This window comes from Devosia ginsengisoli (assembly GCF_007859655.1).
GTDB classification, from domain to species: Bacteria; Pseudomonadota; Alphaproteobacteria; order Rhizobiales; family Devosiaceae; genus Devosia; species Devosia ginsengisoli.
In genome coordinates this window covers 2988879-3009378 of the sequence record NZ_CP042304.1, presented here as the reverse complement: position 1 = coordinate 3009378, position 20500 = coordinate 2988879, and the positions used below count along the sequence as shown (strand labels likewise).

19 protein-coding genes and 1 pseudogene are annotated in these 20500 nt (G+C 64.4%); 5 read left to right on the top strand and 15 right to left on the bottom strand.

Annotated features, from left to right (window positions below):
- Window positions 1–4 precede the first annotated feature (4 nt).
- The 15 genes from FPZ08_RS14620 to FPZ08_RS14550 all read right to left on the bottom strand — a co-directional run bounded on the left by FPZ08_RS14620 (window position 5) and on the right by FPZ08_RS14550 (window position 14223).
- A complete protein-coding gene (locus tag FPZ08_RS14620) occupies window positions 5–619 on the bottom strand; it encodes a fumarate hydratase C-terminal domain-containing protein (protein WP_146290684.1) in 615 nt (204 codons plus the stop codon).
- Between the two features lie 4 nt (window positions 620–623).
- Window positions 624–1493 carry a fumarate hydratase gene (locus FPZ08_RS14615; RefSeq protein WP_146290683.1) on the bottom strand — a complete coding sequence of 290 codons (870 nt, stop codon included), beginning with the start codon at window positions 1491–1493 and terminating at the stop codon, window positions 624–626.
- Window positions 1490–2122, bottom strand: a complete 633-nt coding sequence (locus tag FPZ08_RS14610) for a carboxymuconolactone decarboxylase family protein (RefSeq protein ID WP_146290682.1) — start codon at window positions 2120–2122, stop codon at window positions 1490–1492. Before FPZ08_RS14610 ends, FPZ08_RS14615 begins: the two co-directional genes overlap by 4 nt.
- 1 nt (window position 2123) lies before the next feature.
- A complete protein-coding gene (locus FPZ08_RS14605; protein WP_146290681.1) occupies window positions 2124–3299 on the bottom strand; it encodes a CaiB/BaiF CoA transferase family protein in 1176 nt (391 codons plus the stop codon).
- Window positions 3300–3301: 2 nt separating this feature from the next.
- The gene (locus FPZ08_RS14600) at window positions 3302–3967 is read right to left on the bottom strand and encodes a glutathione S-transferase family protein (protein WP_146290680.1); all 666 of its coding nucleotides are present in this window, start codon (window positions 3965–3967) and stop codon (window positions 3302–3304) included.
- A gap of 66 nt (window positions 3968–4033) precedes the next feature.
- Window positions 4034–4828: an alpha/beta fold hydrolase gene (locus FPZ08_RS14595; RefSeq protein ID WP_186767017.1), complete on the bottom strand. Its 795-nt coding sequence runs from the start codon at window positions 4826–4828 to the stop codon at window positions 4034–4036.
- An 88-nt stretch (window positions 4829–4916) separates the two neighbouring features.
- Window positions 4917–5690, bottom strand: coding sequence for an exodeoxyribonuclease III (locus tag FPZ08_RS14590; protein ID WP_146290678.1), 774 nt, complete (start codon window positions 5688–5690; stop codon window positions 4917–4919).
- Entirely contained in the window at window positions 5687–6331 is a 645-nt protein-coding gene (locus tag FPZ08_RS14585) for an alpha/beta hydrolase family protein (protein WP_146290677.1), read from the bottom strand. The genes FPZ08_RS14590 and FPZ08_RS14585 overlap by 4 nt, the downstream gene beginning before the upstream one ends.
- 161 nt (window positions 6332–6492) lie before the next feature.
- On the bottom strand, window positions 6493–7569 hold the full coding sequence (locus FPZ08_RS14580; RefSeq protein ID WP_146290676.1) for a tetratricopeptide repeat protein: 1077 nt from the start codon (window positions 7567–7569) through the stop codon (window positions 6493–6495).
- 5 nt (window positions 7570–7574) lie between these two features.
- Window positions 7575–8480, bottom strand: a complete 906-nt coding sequence (gene ku / locus FPZ08_RS14575) for a non-homologous end joining protein Ku (RefSeq protein ID WP_146290675.1) — start codon at window positions 8478–8480, stop codon at window positions 7575–7577.
- Window positions 8481–8522: 42 nt separating this feature from the next.
- Entirely contained in the window at window positions 8523–10958 is a 2436-nt protein-coding gene (gene ligD, locus FPZ08_RS14570; protein ID WP_146290674.1) for a DNA ligase D, read from the bottom strand.
- A 223-nt stretch (window positions 10959–11181) separates the two neighbouring features.
- Complete coding sequence (locus FPZ08_RS14565; RefSeq protein WP_146290673.1) at window positions 11182–11586, bottom strand: VOC family protein; 405 nt, start codon at window positions 11584–11586, stop codon at window positions 11182–11184.
- Between the two features lie 63 nt (window positions 11587–11649).
- Window positions 11650–12918 carry an RNA polymerase sigma factor gene (locus FPZ08_RS14560; protein WP_146290672.1) on the bottom strand — a complete coding sequence of 423 codons (1269 nt, stop codon included), beginning with the start codon at window positions 12916–12918 and terminating at the stop codon, window positions 11650–11652.
- On the bottom strand, window positions 12918–13289 hold the full coding sequence (locus FPZ08_RS14555; protein WP_146290671.1) for a YciI family protein: 372 nt from the start codon (window positions 13287–13289) through the stop codon (window positions 12918–12920). The genes FPZ08_RS14560 and FPZ08_RS14555 overlap by 1 nt, the downstream gene beginning before the upstream one ends.
- Before the next feature lie 67 nt (window positions 13290–13356).
- On the bottom strand, window positions 13357–14223 hold the full coding sequence (locus FPZ08_RS14550) for an EamA family transporter (RefSeq protein ID WP_246132668.1): 867 nt from the start codon (window positions 14221–14223) through the stop codon (window positions 13357–13359).
- A gap of 311 nt (window positions 14224–14534) precedes the next feature.
- On the opposite strand from FPZ08_RS14550, the gene FPZ08_RS14545 reads away from it, so the two are divergent.
- The 5 genes and pseudogenes from FPZ08_RS14545 to FPZ08_RS14525 all read left to right on the top strand — a co-directional run bounded on the left by FPZ08_RS14545 (window position 14535) and on the right by FPZ08_RS14525 (window position 20430).
- Window positions 14535–15596 (top strand): aldo/keto reductase, encoded by a 1062-nt coding sequence (locus FPZ08_RS14545; protein WP_146290669.1) that lies wholly within the window; start codon window positions 14535–14537, stop codon window positions 15594–15596.
- Window positions 15589–16272, top strand: coding sequence for a fumarylacetoacetate hydrolase family protein (locus FPZ08_RS14540; protein ID WP_246132667.1), 684 nt, complete (start codon window positions 15589–15591; stop codon window positions 16270–16272). Before FPZ08_RS14545 ends, FPZ08_RS14540 begins: the two co-directional genes overlap by 8 nt.
- Window positions 16272–17360 (top strand): ATP-dependent DNA helicase, encoded by a 1089-nt coding sequence (locus FPZ08_RS14535; protein ID WP_146290667.1) that lies wholly within the window; start codon window positions 16272–16274, stop codon window positions 17358–17360. The genes FPZ08_RS14540 and FPZ08_RS14535 overlap by 1 nt, the downstream gene beginning before the upstream one ends.
- A gap of 186 nt (window positions 17361–17546) precedes the next feature.
- A pseudogene (locus FPZ08_RS14530) lies at window positions 17547–19331 on the top strand (cation:proton antiporter domain-containing protein); the annotation flags it as partial.
- Window positions 19332–20001: 670 nt separating this feature from the next.
- The gene (locus tag FPZ08_RS14525) at window positions 20002–20430 is read left to right on the top strand and encodes an RrF2 family transcriptional regulator (protein WP_146290665.1); all 429 of its coding nucleotides are present in this window, start codon (window positions 20002–20004) and stop codon (window positions 20428–20430) included.
- The last annotated feature ends 70 nt before the right edge of the window (window positions 20431–20500 follow it).

Sequence of the window (20500 nt, the reverse complement as noted above, 5' to 3'; positions counted from 1 at the left end):
CGGCCTATTGTGTCGCTGCCCGTTGGCGGGCGAGTTGTTCAAGAATGCCGGCCCGCTTGGCGGCGGCGGTTTCGTCAATGTCCTGATAGAGGCTGCGGCCCTGCGCATCGATCGCCACGGTCAGCGGACCCAGCGCTTCCACCTCCAGCTCGACCAGCCGGTAATGGGAGATCAGGTCGTCCCAGGCCACCTGCCTTATGCGCCGTATGGCGGAGGAAATGATCGGCGCGCCGCCACCGAGGAAGGACAGGTAAACGCCCCCGACCTCGCCCAGCGCCCTGGCGCATTCGGCATCGAGCCCGCCCTTGCCGCCGATGCAGCGCAAGCCGAAATGGCGGATGATGCGCGGCATCAGGTCGTTGAAGCGCGTGCTCGTGGTGGGGTTCATATAGAGGATTTCGAAGCCGTTCTCGGTTTCCCGGCTATAGCTGCCGAGATGGAAGAAGGCGCTTTCCTCCAGTTCGATCGGCGTCGGCTTTCCGTTCTCGATACAGTCAATGATGCGGTGATGCGTCGGAATGCCCGCCGTCACCACGATGGGCCCGGACAGGGTCACCATGTCGCCCAGCTTGAGGTCGGCCACGTCGGCGCGGGTGGCGGGCAGGGTGATGTTGCGCATGGCTCTACTCCACCCGTTCGATACGCCCATCGCTATGGATGCGCGCGATCGACCGGCGGTTGATCCAGCAGTTGAATTCGACCGCGACGGGGGTAAAGCCATGCCCGGCGGCATAGTTGATATGGACGCCCAATACCGTGGTGTCGCCGCCAGTGCCCATCGGGCCATAGCCGAGCTGGTTCACCGCGTCATAGAGGCGCTTTTCCATGGCGGCGACCATCGGCTCGGGATGCGGTTGGCCGATCTCGCGCAGGGTGCCTTCCTTGGCCATCTTGGCGCAATAGTCGAAGGTGCCGCCGATACCCACGCCCATGACGGTGGGCGGGCAATGCTGCGATCCCGCCTTGATGGCGACGTCGAGAATATAGGTCTCGATGGTTTCGAGCGTCGGGAAGGTAAACAGCTCCATGGCCGCCCAGCGGCCCGAACCGAGCGCCTTGGGCGAGCAGACGATCTCGATATAGTCGGCATCCTCGATCAGGTCATAGGTGATGATCGGCATGTCCTTGCCGTGATAGCCCCGCTCCAGCGTGAGCGGGTTGGTCACATGCTTGAGCAGCGGCGGGTCGATGGTTTCGACCAGATGCTCAAAACCGGCCCGGATGGCCGATTTGATATTGGCGTTCCAGTCGGCCTTGGTGCCGATGCGTACGACATAAACCGGCACCCCGGCATCGGAGCAGACATAGCGATCGGCGCTTTCGGCCGCCATGGCGCTATGCAGCATCATGTTGAGCGTCTTGCGCGCCGTTTCGTTGGTCTCGGTTTCCCGCGCGCGGCTCAGTGCTGCCTTGGTGTCGTCGGGCACCCGGCGCAAAGCCCAGGAATAGAGATCCTTGGTGGCCTCGAAAATATGCTCGTCGCGAATGGTCATGCCCGAACCTCGCTGGCGGGCAATTCGGTCAGCGCCGCGCCCAGCGGGCGGATGCCGGATCCCTCGCCCTCGGGCACCGGGATCAGATGCGTGTTCACCATCATCGCCACCATGGTGTAATAGCCGACAATGCCGGTCAGCTCCACCACGCCGCGATCGCCCCAGCGCTGCCGCACCGCGGCATAGATGGCGTCGGGTACCTGCCCATGCTGCAGCAGGAAGCGGGTGAATTCGTAGATTTCGTGTTCCGGCTGGCTGGAAAATTGCACCGCCTTGGCATTCTCGATCTGGTCGAGCACGGTGGCGGAAATCCCGGCCGCCTTGGCTATGCGGCTATGCACCGCCCATTCCACATCGCTGTTCCAGCGACGACCGCAGACCACGATGGCTAGTTCCTTGAGCGCTTCGGGCAGCACGGTGCGATAGCGGATCAGTGCGCCGAGCTGCTGCCATTTGTCGGCCAGTTCGGGGCTGTGGATGACCGCGCGCAGCGGGCCGACCATGCGGCCGCGTGGACCGCTGACCACGGCGTCATGCACCGCCCGCTGCTCGGCGGTCATGTCTTCCGGCTGCGGCAGGTCGATGCGGGCCTCTGGGGAAACGGGGAAGCCGTAATCATGCATGCTCATGTCAGTCCCCGATTTCCTTGAGAATCTCGGCCGTATGCTCGCCCAGGCGCGGCGGCAGGCGCTCGAATTCCAGGCTGTGATGGGCAAATTTCATCGGACTGAGCACCTGGGGTACATCACGCCCGGCCGTATCGGTGAAGGTTTTCAGCATTTCGCGATGCACGACCTGCTCCTCCCGGAACACCCGGCTCACCTCATTGATCGGGCCGCAGGGAATGCCGAATGCCTCCAGCCGCGCCAGCCAGTCGTCGAGATCGCGCTGCAACAGCAGTTCGCTGACCAGCGGATGCAGGCTGTCCAGGTTCTGCACCCGGGCGGCATTGGTGGCATAGCGCTCATCGCCGGCCAGGTCGGGATTGCCCACGGCTTCGGCAAAGCGGCGGAACTGCTCGTCATTGCCCACGGCGAGGACGATATGGCCGTCGCGCACGGCAAACACATCCTGGGGCTGGATATTGGGGTGGCGGTTGCCCCGGCGCACCGGGTCCTTTTGCGACACCAGATAGTTCATCGCCTGGTTGGCCAGCATGGCCACCGAAACGTCGAGCATGGCCACGTCGATATGGTCGCCCTTGCCCGTCTTGCTGCGGCCGACCAGCCCGCCCAGCACCGCGACAGCGGCATACATGCCAGTCATCAGGTCGATAATCGGCACACCGACCTTCTGGGGCCCGCCGCCGCGCTCGTCGCTTTCGCCGGTGACGCTCATCAGGCCGCCCATGCCCTGGATCATGAAGTCATAGGCCACCTGCGCCTTGCGCGGCCCGGTCAGCCCGAAGCCGGTCACCGAGCAATAGAGCAGGCCGGGATTGTCCGCTGCCAGATCGGCATAGCCCAGCCCGTAGCGGTCGAGCGTGCCGACCTTGAAATTCTCCAGCACCACATCCGAACGCGCGGCCAGCGTCTTGACGGTGGCGATATCGGCGGGGTCGTTGAAGTCGATCTCGATGGAGCGCTTGCCGCGATTGGCCGACAGGTAATAGCCCGATTCCCGGCTCTTGCTGTCCACGGCCTCGTCCAGATAGGGCGGGCCCCAACTGCGGGTATCGTCGCCGACGCCCTTGCGCTCCACCTTGATGACATCTGCTCCGAGATCCGCCAGCACCTGCCCCGCCCAGGGGCCGGCCAGCACGCGGCTGAGATCGAGAACACGTATTCCAGTCAGGGGGCCGGCCATTATTATGATTTCTGCATGAAATTGATAAGGGAAGTGGAGTCCTTGGCAGCCGGTGGCGCATCGTCCTTTGCCGCCGTCGCCACCAGCGACGGGCGCTGGGAAATTCCGGCATACCAGTCGGCAAGGCGTGGGGCGGCGAGCCGCCAATTGCTCTGCGCAAAGCGCAGGTCGAGCTGGCCCAGCATGCAGGCAATGCTGATATGGCCCAGGCCAAACGGGGTGGCGGCCAGTGCAGCCGCTTCGCTTTCCAGCGCCGTGAGGCTGGCGCGCAGCTTGCGTTCGAAGCCTTCCAGCAGCGCCGGATCGGCATGGTCGCGCAGATATTCGAAGCGGAACAGCAATGCGATATCGGTAACGCCGTCGCCGAAGGCCTGCCAGCGCAGATGGGTGATCCTGTCCGCGCCTTCGGAGGGCAGCAGGCGTGGGCCACTATGCTGGGTATCGAGATATTCGCAGATCACCCGGGAATCGAACAGGCAGCTACCGTCATCGAGAACGAGGGCCGGAATCTTGCCCAGCGGATTGTCCTTGAGGATGTCGTCGCCGGGTGGCGTCGCCAGCGCGACGACGGTGCGCACGCGCTCGACATTTTCAAGCTGACCCGTCTCGTGCAGCACGATCATGACCTTGCGGACGAAGGGGGATCGCGGGGACCAATGCAGCTTCAAAAACGCCTCCACAAACTCGATTGTCCAAGGCCGAACCTACGACTCGATCCTATAAAAGTCAATTAGCTAGCTTTTAGTAATAAAGGTCAGGAAGGTTTCCATGGCGCGGTTGAAAGCTTCCGGCTTTTCCACATTGGGAATGTGCCCCGCGCCCTCGATGACCGACAGGCTGGCGCCCCGAATGGTCTCGGCCATCGCCGCCATGACAGTGGGCATGGCACCGTCATTGGCACCGGCCAGCAATTGCACCGGCACTGTCAGCCCGGCGGCGGCGGTGGTAAAATCATAGTCCTGCAAGGCGGCGGCACAGGCGCAATAGCCATCGACCTGCATCTCCGCTGCGGCCTGGCGCAAAGTCTCGGCACCACCGCTGGCGATAAAGGCCGGGTCGAACCAGCGCGCGACCGTATCGTCGGCGACATGCGCCATGCCCTCGGCCCGTGCCAGGTCTATGCGTGCCTGCCAGGTCTGCCGCCCGCTGGGCTGGGTCGCCATCTGTCCGTCGGACAGGATCATCGCCGTCACGCGACCGGGGTTGCCGGCGGCGAAATTCAGCCCGGTCGGCACGCCCATGGAGAGCCCGACATAGATGCAGGAGGCGATGTCGAAGTGATCGAGCAGAGCCAGCACGTCACCCGAGAGATCGGCAAAGCTCACTTTGGCCGGCGCGTCGGAGCGGCCATGGCCACGCTGGTCATAGGCCAGGATATTGTAGCGCCCGGCAAAGTGGGCTTGCTGCGCCGCCCATATGGTATGATCGGTCATCAGCGAGTTGGAAAAGACCAGCCATGGTGCGTCGGGCCGCAACGCAGACACATTGGCGGAAATCCGGCATAACCCAACCTCGACAAAGTGCTGCATGACTTTTATCACCCCATAGTTCATATGATTGAGCTAACATGGGCTTTGCGGCGGGTTCAAGTCCCTAATTGTCTGATGGGGCGGCGTTTCAGTCCCGCAGCTCGATCCAGGCCGGCGCATGATCGCTGGCACCATCCTCGCCGCGCATATCGCGGTCCACGCCCGCAGCGGTCAGCTTGCGCGCGAGGCTCTTGCTGAGCAACAGATGGTCCAGCCGCAGGCCGGCATCACGCGGCCAGCGGTTCCGCATATAGTCCCAGAACGTATAGATCGTTTCGTCCGGATGCGTCTTGCGGATAGCGTCGGTCCAGCCCTGCGCCAGCAGGGCGGCAAACAGAGCCCGGCTTTCCGGCTGCACCAGCGCATTGTCGCGATAGGACTTGGTTTCGTAGATATCGCGCGGCTCGGGCACGATATTGTAATCCCCCACCAAGGCCACCGGCAGGCCGGTGTCCCACAGGCCCTGGGCGTGGCTTAGAAACCGCTGCATCCATTCCAGCTTGTAAGCAAATTTCGGCCCCGGCTGCGGATTGCCATTGGGCGCATAGAGGCAGGCGATCAGCACGCCATTGACCGCCGCCTCGATATAGCGCGCCTGCCTGTCATCCGGATTGCCGGGCAGTTCGCCCTGCGTCAGCACCGGCTCCGACCCGCGCGCCAATATCGCCACGCCATTCCAGCTCGATTCCCCGCGCCACACCGCGCCATAGCCGGCATCGGCCAGGCCGGTGGCGGGGAACTGCCGGTCGCTGGCCTTGAGCTCCTGCAGGCACACGACGTCAGGCGCCGCGTCGGCCAGCCACGCCATCAGGTTGGGCAGGCGGCGGTTGATACCGTTGATATTATAGGTGGCGATCTTCACTTCGCGATGCGCTTGGCCCAGGCGTCGATGCTGGTGGCGATGGTCTTCAGATGATCGGCGGTCGAAAAGCCCGACAGCGTCTTGCGCGGCTTGAGATCATGGTCACCATCTTCGAGAAACTGCACCGTGATGGCAGGCGACAAGGTGTAGCCGGCAATCTCCTCGGGCGAGCCGAATTCGTCCCGCGTGCCCTGGAAGATCATGGTCGGCGTCTTCAGCTCCGCCAGATGCGCGGTGCGCAAAGTCTCCGGCTTGGCTGGTGGGTGGAACGGATAGCCGAGGCAGACCAGCCCGGCGATGCGCCCGGCCTCGAACAGGCTATCAGCCACCATGCTGGCCACCCGCCCGCCCATGGATTTGCCCCCGATGATGAGCGGCCCATTGGTCGGCCCCAGATCGTCCACCGCGGCGATGAATTCTGGCATCACCTTGTCCGCCCGCGGCGGCGGTTTCTTGCCCGCCTCGGTGCGGCGGCTGGTCATGTAGCCGAATTCGAACCGCGCCACGCGAAAGCCCTCCGCCGCCAGCGCCTTGGCCGTGGCATTCATCGAAGCGGAATCCATTGGTGCCCCGGCGCCGTGGGCGAGCAGGATGGTGACGCGGGCATCTTCGGGGCCGTCGAAGAGGAAGCTGGTGGGCATGGCGTGGGGTCCCGTGGTTTGGGCGCACTTTAGCCGCCCACCCACCGGCCGTCACCCTCGGGCTTGACCCGAGGGCGTTTCACTTGCCGGACGGACAACAAGTACAGAGCCCTCGGGTCAAGCCCGAGGGTGACGATCGCGTGTGGGGATGCGATGTGCCTCTACCCTGCCTTGTTCAGCGTCCGATTGGCCAGCCCCACCCCGGCCCGGGCCCGTCTTGCCCAGTCGGAATCGCTGTCCAGTTCCAGATAGCGCAGCCACCATTGCCGCGCCGCGGCCAGGTCATGCGCGTCATATTCCAGCGCAGCGAGATTGTAGACCGCGTCGGCATAATCAGGGTCCAGCGCCACCGCCCTGGCCAGGTGCTCGCGCGCCGCCGCCACGCGGCCCATGTCGCGCAGCACGCCGCCATGGTTGAACCAGGCCTCGACGAAATCCGGGTCGCGCTTGATGGCGGTGATATAGGCCGTCGCGGCCTCTTCCAGCCGCTCCAGCTTGCGCAGGCAATTGCCGAAATTGAACGCTGCCACCGCATCGGTGGAGTCGATCGATGAGCAATGCTCGTAGAGCGTCGCCGCCTCGGCGAAGAGTTCGGCCGCCTCCGCCGTTTCGGCCAGGCCGAAATAGTCCTCGGCATCCTCGTCCACTTCGGGCAGGGGCAGCAGGCGTTGTCCGTTCAGTTCGGCCAGCGAATGGGCGTCCCTGGCCACGATGCGCGCCGGACCATCGGCCTGCAGCGTCAACGCTGTCAGCGAGCCCACCGGGCCGATCTGGTGCACCGAGCGCGCAATGGCGCTCCAGCTCGCGCCAGAGGCGACCAGTCCGGCATATTTCTTCGCCAGGATGACGTCGCGGAACGAGAAGGGTTCGGCATGGTGCTCGAAGGCGTCGAACAGCGCCAGCAGGTCCAGCACGTCGCCATCGAGGCGCGACTGATCCAGCATGGCCTGCCGGGTGATATTGGCCGATGGCACCGGGGGCAGGCTGCGCAGCAGGCGCAGGAAGCCGTTTTCGCTCAGCAAAGGGACGTTGTTTGCCCGCGCCTTGCTGGCGGCTTGCTCGATATATTCCTGCGATTTTCTTGCGAGCAGGGTGCGGCCCAGCACGGCGGCAGTGGTGCCGCGGGTGATGTTGCGATGCAGCCGTCCGCCCAGGCTTTGCACCCGCCGCGTCGCCAGGCGCAGCGGGAAGGCCTGCAGGGCGCCGATCACCCCATAGCTCTCCCCGCTTGCTCGCATCTAGGTCAGGCTTTCTTTTTTGCGGCCGCCTTTGGTGCTGCGGCCTTGGATGCTTCCAATGCGGCCTTGAGCGATGCCTTGGCGGCGGATTCCTTGGGCGCCGCGGCAGGTGCCTTGGCCTTGCTTTTCGCGGCCGGCTTGGCTTCCCCCAGGCTCGCCTTCAGCGCGTCCATCAGGTTGATAACATTGCCGCGTTCGGGCGCCGCTGCAATGATTGGTTTGTGGCCCTTGAGCTTTTCCTTGATCATGCCGAGCAAGGCCACTTCGTAGCGGTCCTCATAGGCCTTGGGGTCGAAATGGGTGACCTTCTGGTCGATCAGCTTCTGCGCCAGGTCGAGCATTTCCGCGTCGGGCTTGCCCTGCGGGATATTGTCGAAATATTCGGCCATGCCGCGCACCTCGTTGGGATTGCGCAGAGTGGTCACGAACATGCCCTTGTCGCGGGCGCCGATGGTCACCACGCGCTCGCGGCTCGACAGCACCAGCCGGGCAATGGCCACCTTGCCGCTCTTGCGCAGGGCTTCGCGCAAAACCACGAAGGTTTCCTCGGCCATGGCCCCGTCGGGGGCGAGATAATAGGGGGCGTCCTGATAGATCTCGTCCACTTCGCTCTCATCGACAAAGGCTTCGATATTGAGCGTGTGGTTGGATTCGATGCGGACGGCTTCGAGGTCTTCGTCCTCGATGATGATGTATTGCTTGGCTTCGTATTCGTAGCCGCGCACCAGGTCTGATCGTTCGACCAGCCCCAATTCGGGGTCGACCGGCTTCATGTTGATGCGGTTATGCGTATCCTTGTGCAGCTGGTTGAAGCTGATGCGTTCCGACGTCGATGTCGCCGGGAACATCTTCACCGCGCAGCTCACCAGGCTCAATCTGATATGGCCCTTCCAACTCGCTCTGGGTGCCATTTTCGTCTCCTACGCGCGATCACTACGCAAACAACACGTAAATCATGACGTTAGATCCCGTGCGGACTCGTTAATGTCGGCCCAGGGGTCGCCAGCCGTGGTTAACAAACCCGGAAGAGTAGAATAATTCAGGTCTTCCGGAGAGTCGATGGATTCCAGATCGCGCCAGTCTATCGGCGTGCTGGCCGGCAGGTGCGGGCGGGCGCGCAGCGAATAGGCCGCCACCGCCGTCGCGCTTCGCGCATTGCGATGATAGTCGATGAAGATGCGGTTCTTGCGGTTCTGCTCGCCCATCGTCGTGGTGAACGTGTCGGGCCCGGTCCTGGCCAGTTCCACCGCAATGGCGGCGCAGGCGGCATGCGCCTGTTTCCAGGTCAGCTTTTTCGTGGTCGGCACCACGATATGCACGCCCTTGCCACCCGAGGTCTTGACAAAGGGTTTGAGCCCCATGCCCTCCAGCCCCCCGCGCAGATGCACGGCGGCATTGACCACATCGCGCCATTGTACGCCCTCGCCGGGGTCGAGATCGAAGATCACCCGGTCGGGCTTGTCGATATGGCTGGCATGGGTGCCCCAGGCGTGGAACTCGATGACGCCGAACTGGGCCAAAGCCAGATAGCCTCTGGCGTCCTCGACCGAGATATAGGTCTGCTTCTCGCCCTCCGAATTCTGCGTCTCGAAGCTCTTGAGGCCATCGGGCATGCCGGTAAAGGGATGGCGCTGGAAGAAGCAGTCATGCGGCTTGCCGGTGGGGCAGCGGAACAGCGAGACCGGCCGGTTGAACAGGTGCGGCAGCATATAGTCGCCCACACCGGCATAATAGACCGCGATATCGAGCTTGGTCGGCCCGGTCTTGCCGAACAGCCGCCGTGTCGGATTGGTCACCCAGATGCCGGCGAGGTCGGCGTCGGAGATGATGCGCTTGACCGGCGCGCTTACCGGCGTCGTCAGCTCGGCCTGCCGCAATCCCTTGAACACGGCATGGCGCAGCATGCCGTCAGTGGTCTGGTTTGCATATTGCACGCGCGCGGTCAGGATCGGCCGCACCGGAAGGATCTCCTTGGGCGCGCCCTCCAGCTTCTCGTCGATCCGCAGAGGCGCCAGCCGCGCCACCAGCGATTTCATCGTGGCGGCGTCAAACCCGGTCCCCACCTTGCCGCGATAGACCAGTTCCCCCTCGACCCATTCGCCCACGGCCAGAGCGCCGATGCCGCCATTGGCGGCGCTGTCGCTATAGCCTGATATGACGTAGTCGCCGGTCTTCAGCGCCTTGATCTTGAGCCAGCTCGATGACCGCCCGGCGCTATGCTTGCTGTCGGCGCGCTTGGAAACCACGCCCTCCAGCCCCAGTTCGGAGGCATGGTCGAGCAGCACCTGCCCGTCGCCCTCGACATGGTCGGAATATTGAATCGCCGAACGCGGCGTCACATGGCCGGAGAGCAATTGCGCCAGCAGAGCCTTGCGCTTGACCAATGGCACCTGGCGCAGATCCCAGCCGTCGAGATGCAGCAGGTCGAAGGCATAAAACACCAGCTTGTTGCCGGCCCCGTCCGACAGCGCATCCTGCAGCATGGAGAAGCGGCTGATCCCCTGCTTGTCGAGCACCACGATCTCGCCATCGACGATGGCCTCGCGGCAATTGAGCTCCCCGAACGCCTTGGGCAGGTCGCCATAGCGCTTGGTCCAGTCCAGCCCGCCCCGCGTGATCAGCCGCGTCGTACCGGCCTCGACAAAGGCCAGCGTGCGGTAGCCGTCGAACTTGATTTCGTGCAGGTATTTCCCCTTGGGGTCCGGCAGCTTTTCGGCCGGCGAGGCCAGTTGCAGTTCCATCGTGGCGGGCAGGGGCGCCTTCACGGCTCCGATCAACTTGCCCGGCTGTGGCTTGCCAGCCTTTTTGATCGGGGCCGCTGGTGGCGCCGCCAGTTCTTCGATCCGCCGTCCGGTCTTGATGCTTTCCGGGCGGGTTTCGAGGATATTCTCCTCGGTGCTCATTGATGTGTCCCGTTCCTTGAACAGGATCCAGCCCTCCTTGCCCTTGTCCTCCGGCTTGCCCTTGAGCCGCGCCAGCATCCAGCCGCCGCGCAGTTTTTCGCCCACCAGGCGGAACTTGAAGGCGCCCTTCCTGAGGTCCTCATGCGGATCGCCCATCGGCGCCCAGGTGCCGGTATCCCAGACGATCATCGGCCCGCCGCCATATTCGCCCTCGGGGATGACGCCCTCGAAGTCGATATAGTCGATGGGGTGATCCTCGGTGGCGGCAGCGAAGCGCTTGTCGGCCGGGTTGAGCGAAGGCCCCTTGGGCACGGCCCAGCTTTTCAGCACGCCATCGAGTTCCAGCCGCAGGTCATAATGGTCTGCCGTGGCGTGGTGCTTGTGAATGACAAAGCGATTGCCCGCGCTGCCCAGCGCCCCCGCAGGCTCGCTGGTGCGCTGGAAATCGCGTTTGTCGCGGTAGGATTTGAGCTTGTCGGTGGGCATGGCGGGACTTTAGCAGGGCGAAGTGAAGACTTACCTCAATGCCGGCGGCGTTCCCTTCTCCCCTTGCGGGAGAAGGTGCCCGAAGGGCGGATGAGGGGTCCTGCGCTATCCGCTGGCATTGAAGCATGGGACGGCGCAGGACCCCTCACCCGGTTTTCCGCTGAACGCGGAAAACCACCCTCTCCCGCAAGGGGAGAGGGGCGATGGCTGAGAACGTACGGGCTCACCCCTCCTGCTTCACACTCTGCCCAATCGCCCAGGTCACGCCGAACGGGTCTTCGAGCTGGCCATAGATATCGCCCCAGAATTCGACCTTGAGCGGCGAGGTCACCTTGCAGCCGGCGGCGACGGCGCGGTCCCACCACTGCTGGGCGTCATCGACATGGATATGCATGTTGAAGCCCTGCGGCTTGACCGGCGCGAAGCCATATTCGGGGAAGAAGTCGCAGACGAAGATCATGCTGCCATTGATCTCGATCGTGCTGTGGATCAGCTTTTCGCTGTTCTCGGCCTGCATGGCCTCGTGCTCGATGGCGGCAAAGGCGGTCTTGTAGAAGTCGAGAGCCTTTCGGGCGCCGTCGACATTGAGATAGGGCGTAACGCCGGTCGTAGGGCGGGGTGCGGTCATGGCTGTTCTCCTCGATTGACGTATGCAAGCACGATGAGTGGCCCGGCGCCAGTTCGACGCGCCTTATTTGATCGCGCTGGCCGGCGGCAAAGCCGGCTGCGCCGCGAGACGGTCGAGATGCAGCCTGATATGCGCCGCCTCGGCCGGCGAGCCGGCCAGCGCGATGGCGCGGTTGAATTCCTCGCGCGCCCCTGATGTATCGCCCAGTTGCAGCAGCAGCCCGCCGCGCACCCCGTGATAGTGGAAATAGCTGTCGAGCTTGTCGCCCAAAGGCGCGATCAGCGCCAAGGCCGCGGCCGGCCCATAGGCCTTGCTCACAGCCACGGCGCGGTTGAGCGTCACCACCGGGGAAGGCTGGATGACTTCGAGCGTCTGGTAGAGCCGGTCGATGGCGCCCCAATCGGTATCCTCGGCGCGCCTGGCCCGCGCATGCTGGGCGGCGATGGCCGCCTGCACCTGATAGGTGCCCGGCTCCTGATGGCGCAGGGCCTTCTCCACCAGCGCCCGCCCCTCGGCCAGCATCGGCCCGTCCCACAGGCTGCGGTCCTGATCTTCCAGCAGCACGATCTGGCCCTCGCCATCCACACGCGCCCGGTGCCGGGCATGCTGCAGCAGCAGCAGTGCCACCAGCCCCATGACTTCAGGTTCGCTGGGAAACAGCCGCTGCAACAGCCGGCCGAGCCGTATCGCCTCGTCGCAGAGCAGGGCCGCATCGGGGTCGGAATGGCCGCGCGAATAGCCCTCGTTGAAGACCAGGTAGATCATGACCGCCACCACGCCCAGCCGCTCCAGCCGGCCTTCGGCATCGGGCGGATCGAAGGGCACAGTATTGGCGGCGATACGCGCCTTGGCGCGGGTGATGCGCTGTTCCATCGCCACTTCGCTGACCAGGAACGCCCTGGCGATCTGCCGCAGCGGCAGGCCGGCTACGACGCGCAGCGCCAGCGCGATCTGCTGGTTGGCGGGCAGGTCCGGATGGCAGCACACGAAGAGCAGCCGCAATATGTCGTCGCGATAATGGGCGCCATCCAGCCGCTCGGCGATATCGACCTCGGCATCGTCGAGGTCCGACAGGTGTTCCTCGGGCGGCAGGGCGACATTGTTCTTCACCTTGCGCACCGCATCGATGCCGCTATTGCGCCCGACAAAGATCAGCCAGGCCACGGTGTCGCGCGGCGGCCCCTTGACGGGCCAGGTCCTGACAGCGCGCAGGCTGGCTTCCTGAAAAGCCTCCTCGGCGGCGTCGAGATTGCGGAAATAGCGCAGCAGGGCGCTCAACGCCTGGGGTCGGGCCGCCATCAGGGCCGCTGCTATCCAGGCGTTGTCGACCATTATCCAAGCTCGCTGGGGTGAAAGATGCCGACGGGACGGATTTCATAGCCGCCGCCGCTGGGATTGGCCTTGATCAGCTCCTTGGCAAAGGCGATGGCCTCGTCCAGCGAGTCGCAATCGGCCAGGTAGAAGCCGAGGAACTGCTCCTTGGTTTCGGCAAAGGGCCCGTCGATGATCAGGGGCTCGCCGGAGGTCTTGCGCAGGGTGGTTGCTGAAGTCGTCGGTAGCAGCCGCGCCACCGGGCCCATCTTGCCCTTGGACTTCATGGAATCCTCGACCACGGCAAGGCGCGCCATGCAGGCGTCGTCCTCCTCCTTGGTCCAGGTGGAAACGGCGTTTTCATCATTGTAGCAGAGGACAGCGTAAAGCATTGAGGCATCTCTCATCAGTGACATGACGAGCGACTATGCCCAATTCAGACAGCGGGTGAAGCGATTTTTACGCCACGGGCGGCGGCGTATTCCGCGCAATCGTCACCGTCGCGCCCAGCGAAGCCAGGATGATGGCGATGATGCCGCCCAACTGCCATAGGCTCAGCGTCTCGCTGAGAATAAGAAAGCCCGACAGCGCGCCGAGCGCCGGCTGGCCGCTCATCAGGATGCCGAACAACCGTGAGGGAATGTGCGGCAGGGCCACCATGTCGAGCGCATAGGGAATGGCGCTCGACAGCAGGGCCACGCCCAGCGCAACGGGCAGGATGGCCGGGTCGAGCAAAGCCATACCCGCCGTCGCCACGCCGAAGGGCAGGGCGATGACGGCAGCGACGGAGACGCCGAGCGCGGTGATATGCGGCCCACCACCGGTCCCGGCTCGTTGGCCGAAAATGATATAGCCGGCCCAGCAGGCGCCGGCCGCCAGCGCCAGCAGCACGCCTGATATACCGATCTCCCCCTGCGCCTGCCCCAGCGGCAGCAGCATGGCGAGCCCGGCCACGGCCAGCACGATCCAGGCGAAATCGAGCACCTTGCGCGATCCGGCCAAAGCCACGGCCAGCGGTCCGGTAAATTCGAGCGCCACCGCCACGCCGAGCGGAATGGTCTGCAGCGCCGCATAGAAGAACAGGTTCATCGCCCCCATGACGGCGCCATAAGCCAAAACGGCGCGCCATTGTCTCTTGTCGAGCCTCTGCCGCCATGGCCGGAACACGGCCACCAGCACGATTGCCGCCAGCACCAGCCGCAATGTCGTGGCGCCGGCCGCGCCCACCAGCGGAAACAGCCCCTTGGCAAAGCTCGCCCCGGTCTGGGTGCACACCATGCCCAGCGTGACGAGCAGGACGGAAAAGACGACGGATTGCGGCCGCACGGGGAGGGGCTTTCGGAAGGGACGGCGGCGGTTTAGCAGGGATCGAACCATCGTGCCACTCGTCTGATTTTTCAGTCGGGTCACCCTCGCCCCTTGTGGGAGAGGGTGGTTTTCCGCGTCCAGCGGAAAACCGGGCGAGGGGGCACCGCGCCCTCCCATGCTTCAATGCTAATGGATAACTCGCCGCCCCCTCATCCGCCCTTCGGGCACCTTCTCCCACGAGGGGAGAAGGGGGAGGCGGCACAGAGCACATTGACCCGACTCCGTTTGCCCTTTAGCCCTATCGCGGCCAGAACAAACGAGGAATGCCGATGCAATACCGCTATCTGGGCCGCTCCGGCCTCAAGGTCTCTGTTTTGACCATGGGCACCATGACCTTTGGCGGCTCGGAAAAGGTCGGCCATACCGAACAGGCCGATGCAACGCGCCAGATCGACCTCTGCCTCGATGCCGGCATCAACCTGCTCGACACCGCCAATGTCTACAATGCCGGCGTCTCCGAGGAGATGATCGGCGTGGCGCTGGCCGAGAACGGCCGCCGCCAGAAAACGCTGGTCGCCACCAAGGTCCGCTTCAAGATGGGCGACGGACCCAACGAGATCGGGCTGAGCCGCCATCACATCATCGCCCAGGCCGAAGCCAGCCTGCGCCGGCTGCAGACCGATGTCATCGACCTCTACCAGGTCCATGAATGGGACGGGCAGACGCCCATCGAGGAAACGATGGAGGCGCTCGATACGCTCGTGAAGTCGGGCAAGGTCCGCTATATCGGCTGCTCCAATTATGCCGGCTGGCATATCAGCAAGGCCCTGGCTGCGGCGGGCGCCCGCCATGGCGAGCGCTTCATCTCCCAGCAGATCCACTACACGCTGCATTCGCGCGAAGCCGAATATGAACTGATCCCGATCAGCCAGGACCAGGGCCTGGGTATTCTGATCTGGTCGCCTTTGGCCGGTGGGCTGCTCTCTGGCAAATATCGCCGCGATGGCGGGCCGAAATCGGGCCGGCATGTCGGCGGCTTCCGCGAGCCGCCGGTCTATGACTGGGACAAGCTCTACGATGTCATCGACGTTCTCGTTTCCGTTGCCGAGACGCGCGGCGTTTCCGGCGCGCAGGTGGCCCTCGCCTGGCTGCTTGGGCGGCCGGGGGTGACTTCGGTCATCATCGGCGGGCGCAACGAGGCGCAGTTCCAGGACAACCTGGCAGCCGCCAGCCTTGAACTCACCCCGGACGAGCGCGCCCGGCTCGATGCGGCCAGCCAGCCGCCTTTGCTCTATCCCTATTGGCACCAGAGCTTCACCGCACAGGATAGGCTGGGCAAGATCGACCTCGACCTGATCGCCCCCTATGCCGAGGAGTTCAAGCGTGGCTGATTTTCTGTTCGAGCCCCATGCGCCGGTCACCATCCCGATCGCCCGCGGCGGGCTGTTCGCCGTGCGGCGCGTCTATTGCGTCGGCCGCAACTATGCCGAGCATGTCGTGGAAATGGGCAATGACACGCGCGATCCGCCCTTCTTCTTCGGCAAGCCGGCCGACGCTATCGTGGTGGGCGGCGCCGATATCCCCTATCCGAGCCAGACCAGTGATTTCCACCACGAGATCGAACTGGTCGTCGCCATCGGCAAGGACGGTGCCGACATCGCTTCGGGTGATGCTCTGAACCACGTCTATGGCTATGCCGTAGGCCTCGACATGACGCGGCGGGACGTCCAGGCGCAGGCCAAGAAGGCCGGCCGCCCCTGGGACATGGCCAAGGGCTTCGACCATTCCGCCCCCATAGGCACGATCGAACCAGCAAGCGCCATCGGCCACCCCGATAGCGGCGCCATCACGCTTTCGGTCAATGGCGTCGAGCGCCAGCGCGGCGATCTCGCCGACCAGATCTGGAATGTGCCCGATACCATCGCCTATCTCAGCACTTTCGTGGCCCTTAAGGCCGGCGATATCATCATGACCGGTACCCCGGCCGGCGTCAGCGCGGTGGTGCGCGGCGATGTGCTGGAAGGCGCCATTGCCGGTATTGGCACGGTCAGGACGCGGATCGCCTGATGCCGGTCTGGTCGCCCCAGCAGGATGCGGCACTCAAGGCTGTGTCCGATTGGCTCAAGGACCGGAACGGCCCGCAGGTCTTCCGCCTGTTCGGCTGGGCCGGCACCGGCAAGTCGACGCTCGCCGTGCATCTGGCGCAGGATGTGCGGTCGGTCAAATATGCCGCCTTTACCGGCAAGGCGGCGCTGGTCATGCGCAAGCGCGGCTGCAAGGGCGCCCAGACCATCCACAGCCTGATCTATACTCTGGTCAGCGAAAAGGAGGGCGAGCCGCGCTTCGTGCTCGATGATGAAAGCCCGGCCGCCGATGCCGATCTCATCGTCATCGACGAAGTCTCGATGGTCGATGAGCAATTGGGCAAGGACCTGCTCAGCTTCGGGGTCAAGGTGCTGGTGCTGGGCGATCCGTTCCAGCTGCCGCCGGTGCAGGGCGCCGGCTTCTTCACCGCCGACGAGCCCGATATCATGCTCACCGAAATCCACCGGCAGGCGGCCGACAATCCCATCATCCACCTCTCCATGCAGGTGCGCGAGGGCGGCTTTCTCGAGCGCGGTACCTATGGCGATTCCATCGTGGTGGGCCGCGACAATGTCGATCGCAATGCTGTGCTGGAGGCCGACCAGGTGCTGGTGGGCCGCAACAAGACGCGCCTGCAATACAATGACCGCCTGCGTGAGCTGAAAGGCCTACCCTTCCACGAGCCGGTCGAGGGCGACCGCATGGTGTGCCTCAGGAACAATCCGCGCAAGAAGCTGCTCAACGGGCAGATCTGGATTGTCACCGAAGTGACCAAGCGGACCAATGGCAAATATTCGCTGCTGCTGGGCGCCGACGAGGGCAAGGGCGAGGCGCGGGTGCTGACGCACAAGGCCTTCTTCTCGGGCGAGGAAGATACGATGAGCTGGCCCGAGCGCCGCCAGTTTGACGAGTTCACCTTCGGCTACTGCCTCACCGTCCACAAGGCGCAGGGCAGCCAGTGGGACAATGTCTATCTGTTCGACGAGAGCTTCGTGTTCCGCGAGGAGCGGGCGCGCTGGCTCTATACCGGCATTACCCGCGCCGCCGAAAAGATCACCGTCGTGTCCTGACCGCGCCGTAATGCCATAACAAAGCCAAAGTCCGGCGACTGTTCTGTTGGCGGCGAAATCTTTCGCCAAGTAGACCAAATTGCTGACGTTTCTTGCAACGGCGGTGCTTGCGCATCGGGGCCCTATACCCCATTTTGCCCGTAGAGATTTCCAGCAGCCCGGATCATCCCCCTAGACGGAGGCATCATGCACCACGACACCCCCCTGATCACAACGATCGTCGCGGGTCTGGTGCTGGCCTATATCTTCGGCATGATCGCCAATCGCTTCAAGATGCCGCCGCTGGTGGGGTATCTGTTTGCCGGCGTTCTGGCTGGGCCCTATACGCCCGGTTTCGTGGCCGATCAGGCGGTCGGCGCCGAACTGGCCGAGCTGGGCGTGATCCTGCTCATGTTCGGCGTCGGGCTGCATTTTTCGCTCAAGGACCTGCTGAGCGTGCGGGCGCTGGCCATTCCCGGCGCGGTTGGCCAGATCGCGCTGGCGACGCTGCTCGGCTTCGGGCTTGGCAGCTTGCTGGGCTGGGACATGGGAGCGTCCCTGCTCTTCGGGCTGGCCCTGTCCTGCGCCTCCACCGTGGTGCTGCTCAAGGCCATGCAGGACCGGCGCCTGCTCGAAACCGAGCGCGGCCGCATCGCCGTGGGCTGGCTGATCGTCGAAGACCTGGTCTGTATCCTGGCGCTGGTGCTGATCCCGGCCTTCGCCGCCTTGAGCGGCAGCGAAAATGCCCCGCATGACCCCTTCGTGTCGTTTGTCGAGCGGCTGGTTGGCGGCGGCATCGGCATCTGGGGCGTGATCGCGCTCACCGCGATCAAGATTGCCGGCTTTGTCGGCTTCATGCTCATCGTCGGCCGCCGCATCATTCCCTGGGCCCTGCATGGCACGGCCCATACCGGCAGCCGCGAACTGTTCCGCCTGGCGGTGCTGGCCATTGCGTTGGGCGTGGCGCTGGGGTCGGCCGTGCTGTTCGGCGTCTCGCTGGCCCTGGGCGCGTTCTTTGCCGGCATGATCCTCTCCGAGAGCGAGCTCAGCCACCGCGCGGCGCAGGAAACCCTGCCGCTGCGCGACGCTTTCTCGGTGCTGTTCTTCGTGTCGGTCGGCATGCTGTTCGACCCCACGACCATTGTCGAGGATCCGCTGCCGCTGCTGGCGACGGTCTTTATCATCGTCATCGGCAAGTCGCTGGCCGCCTTCGGCATCGTGCTGCTGTTCCGGCGACCGGTATCGACGGCGCTGACCATTTCGGCCTCGCTGGCGCAGATCGGCGAATTCTCCTTCATCATCGCCAGCATGGGCGTGGCCCTGGCCATCATGCCCAAGGAAGCCCAGGATCTGGTGCTGGCCGGATCGGTGGTGTCGATCATCCTCAATCCGGTCGTGTTCTGGGCGGTCGACCTGGCCAAGCCGCGCCTCGAAGCCAAGGCGGCAGCGCGCAAGGCCGCTCAGACAGGGCAGGATGGCCCGCGCATCGAGCCCGGTGAATTGTCCGAAGCCGCCAATGGCCCCATCACCAGTGACGCGCCCAGCGAAGCAGCGGTCGATAGCGGCGCGCCCGGCGCCGATGACGATACCGGCGAGCCCTCCCACCAGACCGGTCATACCGTGCTGGTCGGCTATGGCCAGGTTGGCCGTATCCTCGCCGCCGGCATCAAGGAGGACGGCGGCGGTCTCGTGGTGATCGAAGATTCCGACCACGATGTCGCGGCGGCGCGGGCCGAGGGGCTCGAAGTCGTCTTCGGCAATGCCGCCAGCCTGGATACGCTCAGGCTCGCCAATCTGCCGCAGGCCCGCAACCTGCTGATCGCCATTTCCAATGCCTTCGAGGCCGGCACGGTCTGCGAATCCGGCCGCAAGCTCAATCCGGGCATTTCCATCATCGCCCGCGCCTATTCCGAGGAAGAGGAAGACTTCCTGCGCAATCTCGGCGCCACCGCGGTTATCAGGGGCGAGCGCGAGATCGGCAAGGGCATCCTGACCTTCCTGCGCGGCGATGGCGGCGACATGGCCGCCCCGGCCATGCCCGTGCCCGAAGAGCCCAAGCTGCCTGTGGTGGAAAACCTGCTCGAAAAGGCCGCCGCGGCGCCCGTCGTCGCCGAAGTGGTCGCCACCGAACCGGAAACCGTCATCGAATTGCCCCCGCCCGCGGACGAGGCGCCGGCCGGTGAAGAAACCGAACCCGCCCCCGTCGAAGCCATCGGCGAGGCGCCAGCCGCCATCGATGAAGTCGTGGTGCCACCCCCGGTCGAGCCGGTTGCCGAGACGCCCGCAGAGACCGAAGCCGAGCCTGAAATTGAGCCGGACGCCGCTCCGGACGCCGAGCCTGAACCTCAGCCTGATACTCCTGCGGAACCCGAGCCGGAGACCGCAGCCGAGATCGAAGCGGAGACCGAGCGGGAGGCCGATGACGAGACCAATGAGGGCGGCATTGCCCCGCCCGTAGACGACAGTGAAACCGAAGAGCGCAATACTGTGCCGCCGGTGGTGCCAGAGCCCAAAAGCTAGATGGCCGCCAGAGTAGCGTTTCCACGTGGATTGCAGGTCTTGTCAAAGGCTTGGCGTGGGGCGCATAGAAGTTAGGGGCAGGCTCTTCTGCTCCCGTCGAGTTTCGGCGCGCCGCGCGGGCGCGCCAGGAATATGTGGGCCGATGATTTCGCAGAAAGCCAAATATGCCTTGCGCGCGCTGGTCTCCCTCGCACGGGCCGAGCGCGGTGAAACCATGATGATCGGCGAGATTTCCAAGCAACAGGCCATTCCCAAGAAGTTCCTCGAGCAGATCTTGCTCGAGTTGAAACGGGCCGGCTTCGTCGCCAGCCGGCGCGGCCGCGCGGGAGGCTACGAGCTGTTGCGGGCGCCCGAGGAGATCATGTTCGGCGAAGTGCTGCGCTTGATCGACGGGCCGGTCGCGCCGCTGCCCTGCCTTTCCAAGATCGCCTATAAGCGCTGCAAGGATTGCCGCGACGAGGCGTCCTGTGAAATCCGCCATGTCTTCGAGCGCGTGACCCTGGCCACCCGCGACGTGCTGGACCATACGACGCTGGCGGACTCGCTCCGGCTGGAAGATTTGCCGGTTTAGCGGATACCCCTCCCAACCTCCCCCTGATAGGGGGAGGAGCCGCGCAGTGGTTGGGGCAAGATCGTGCCAT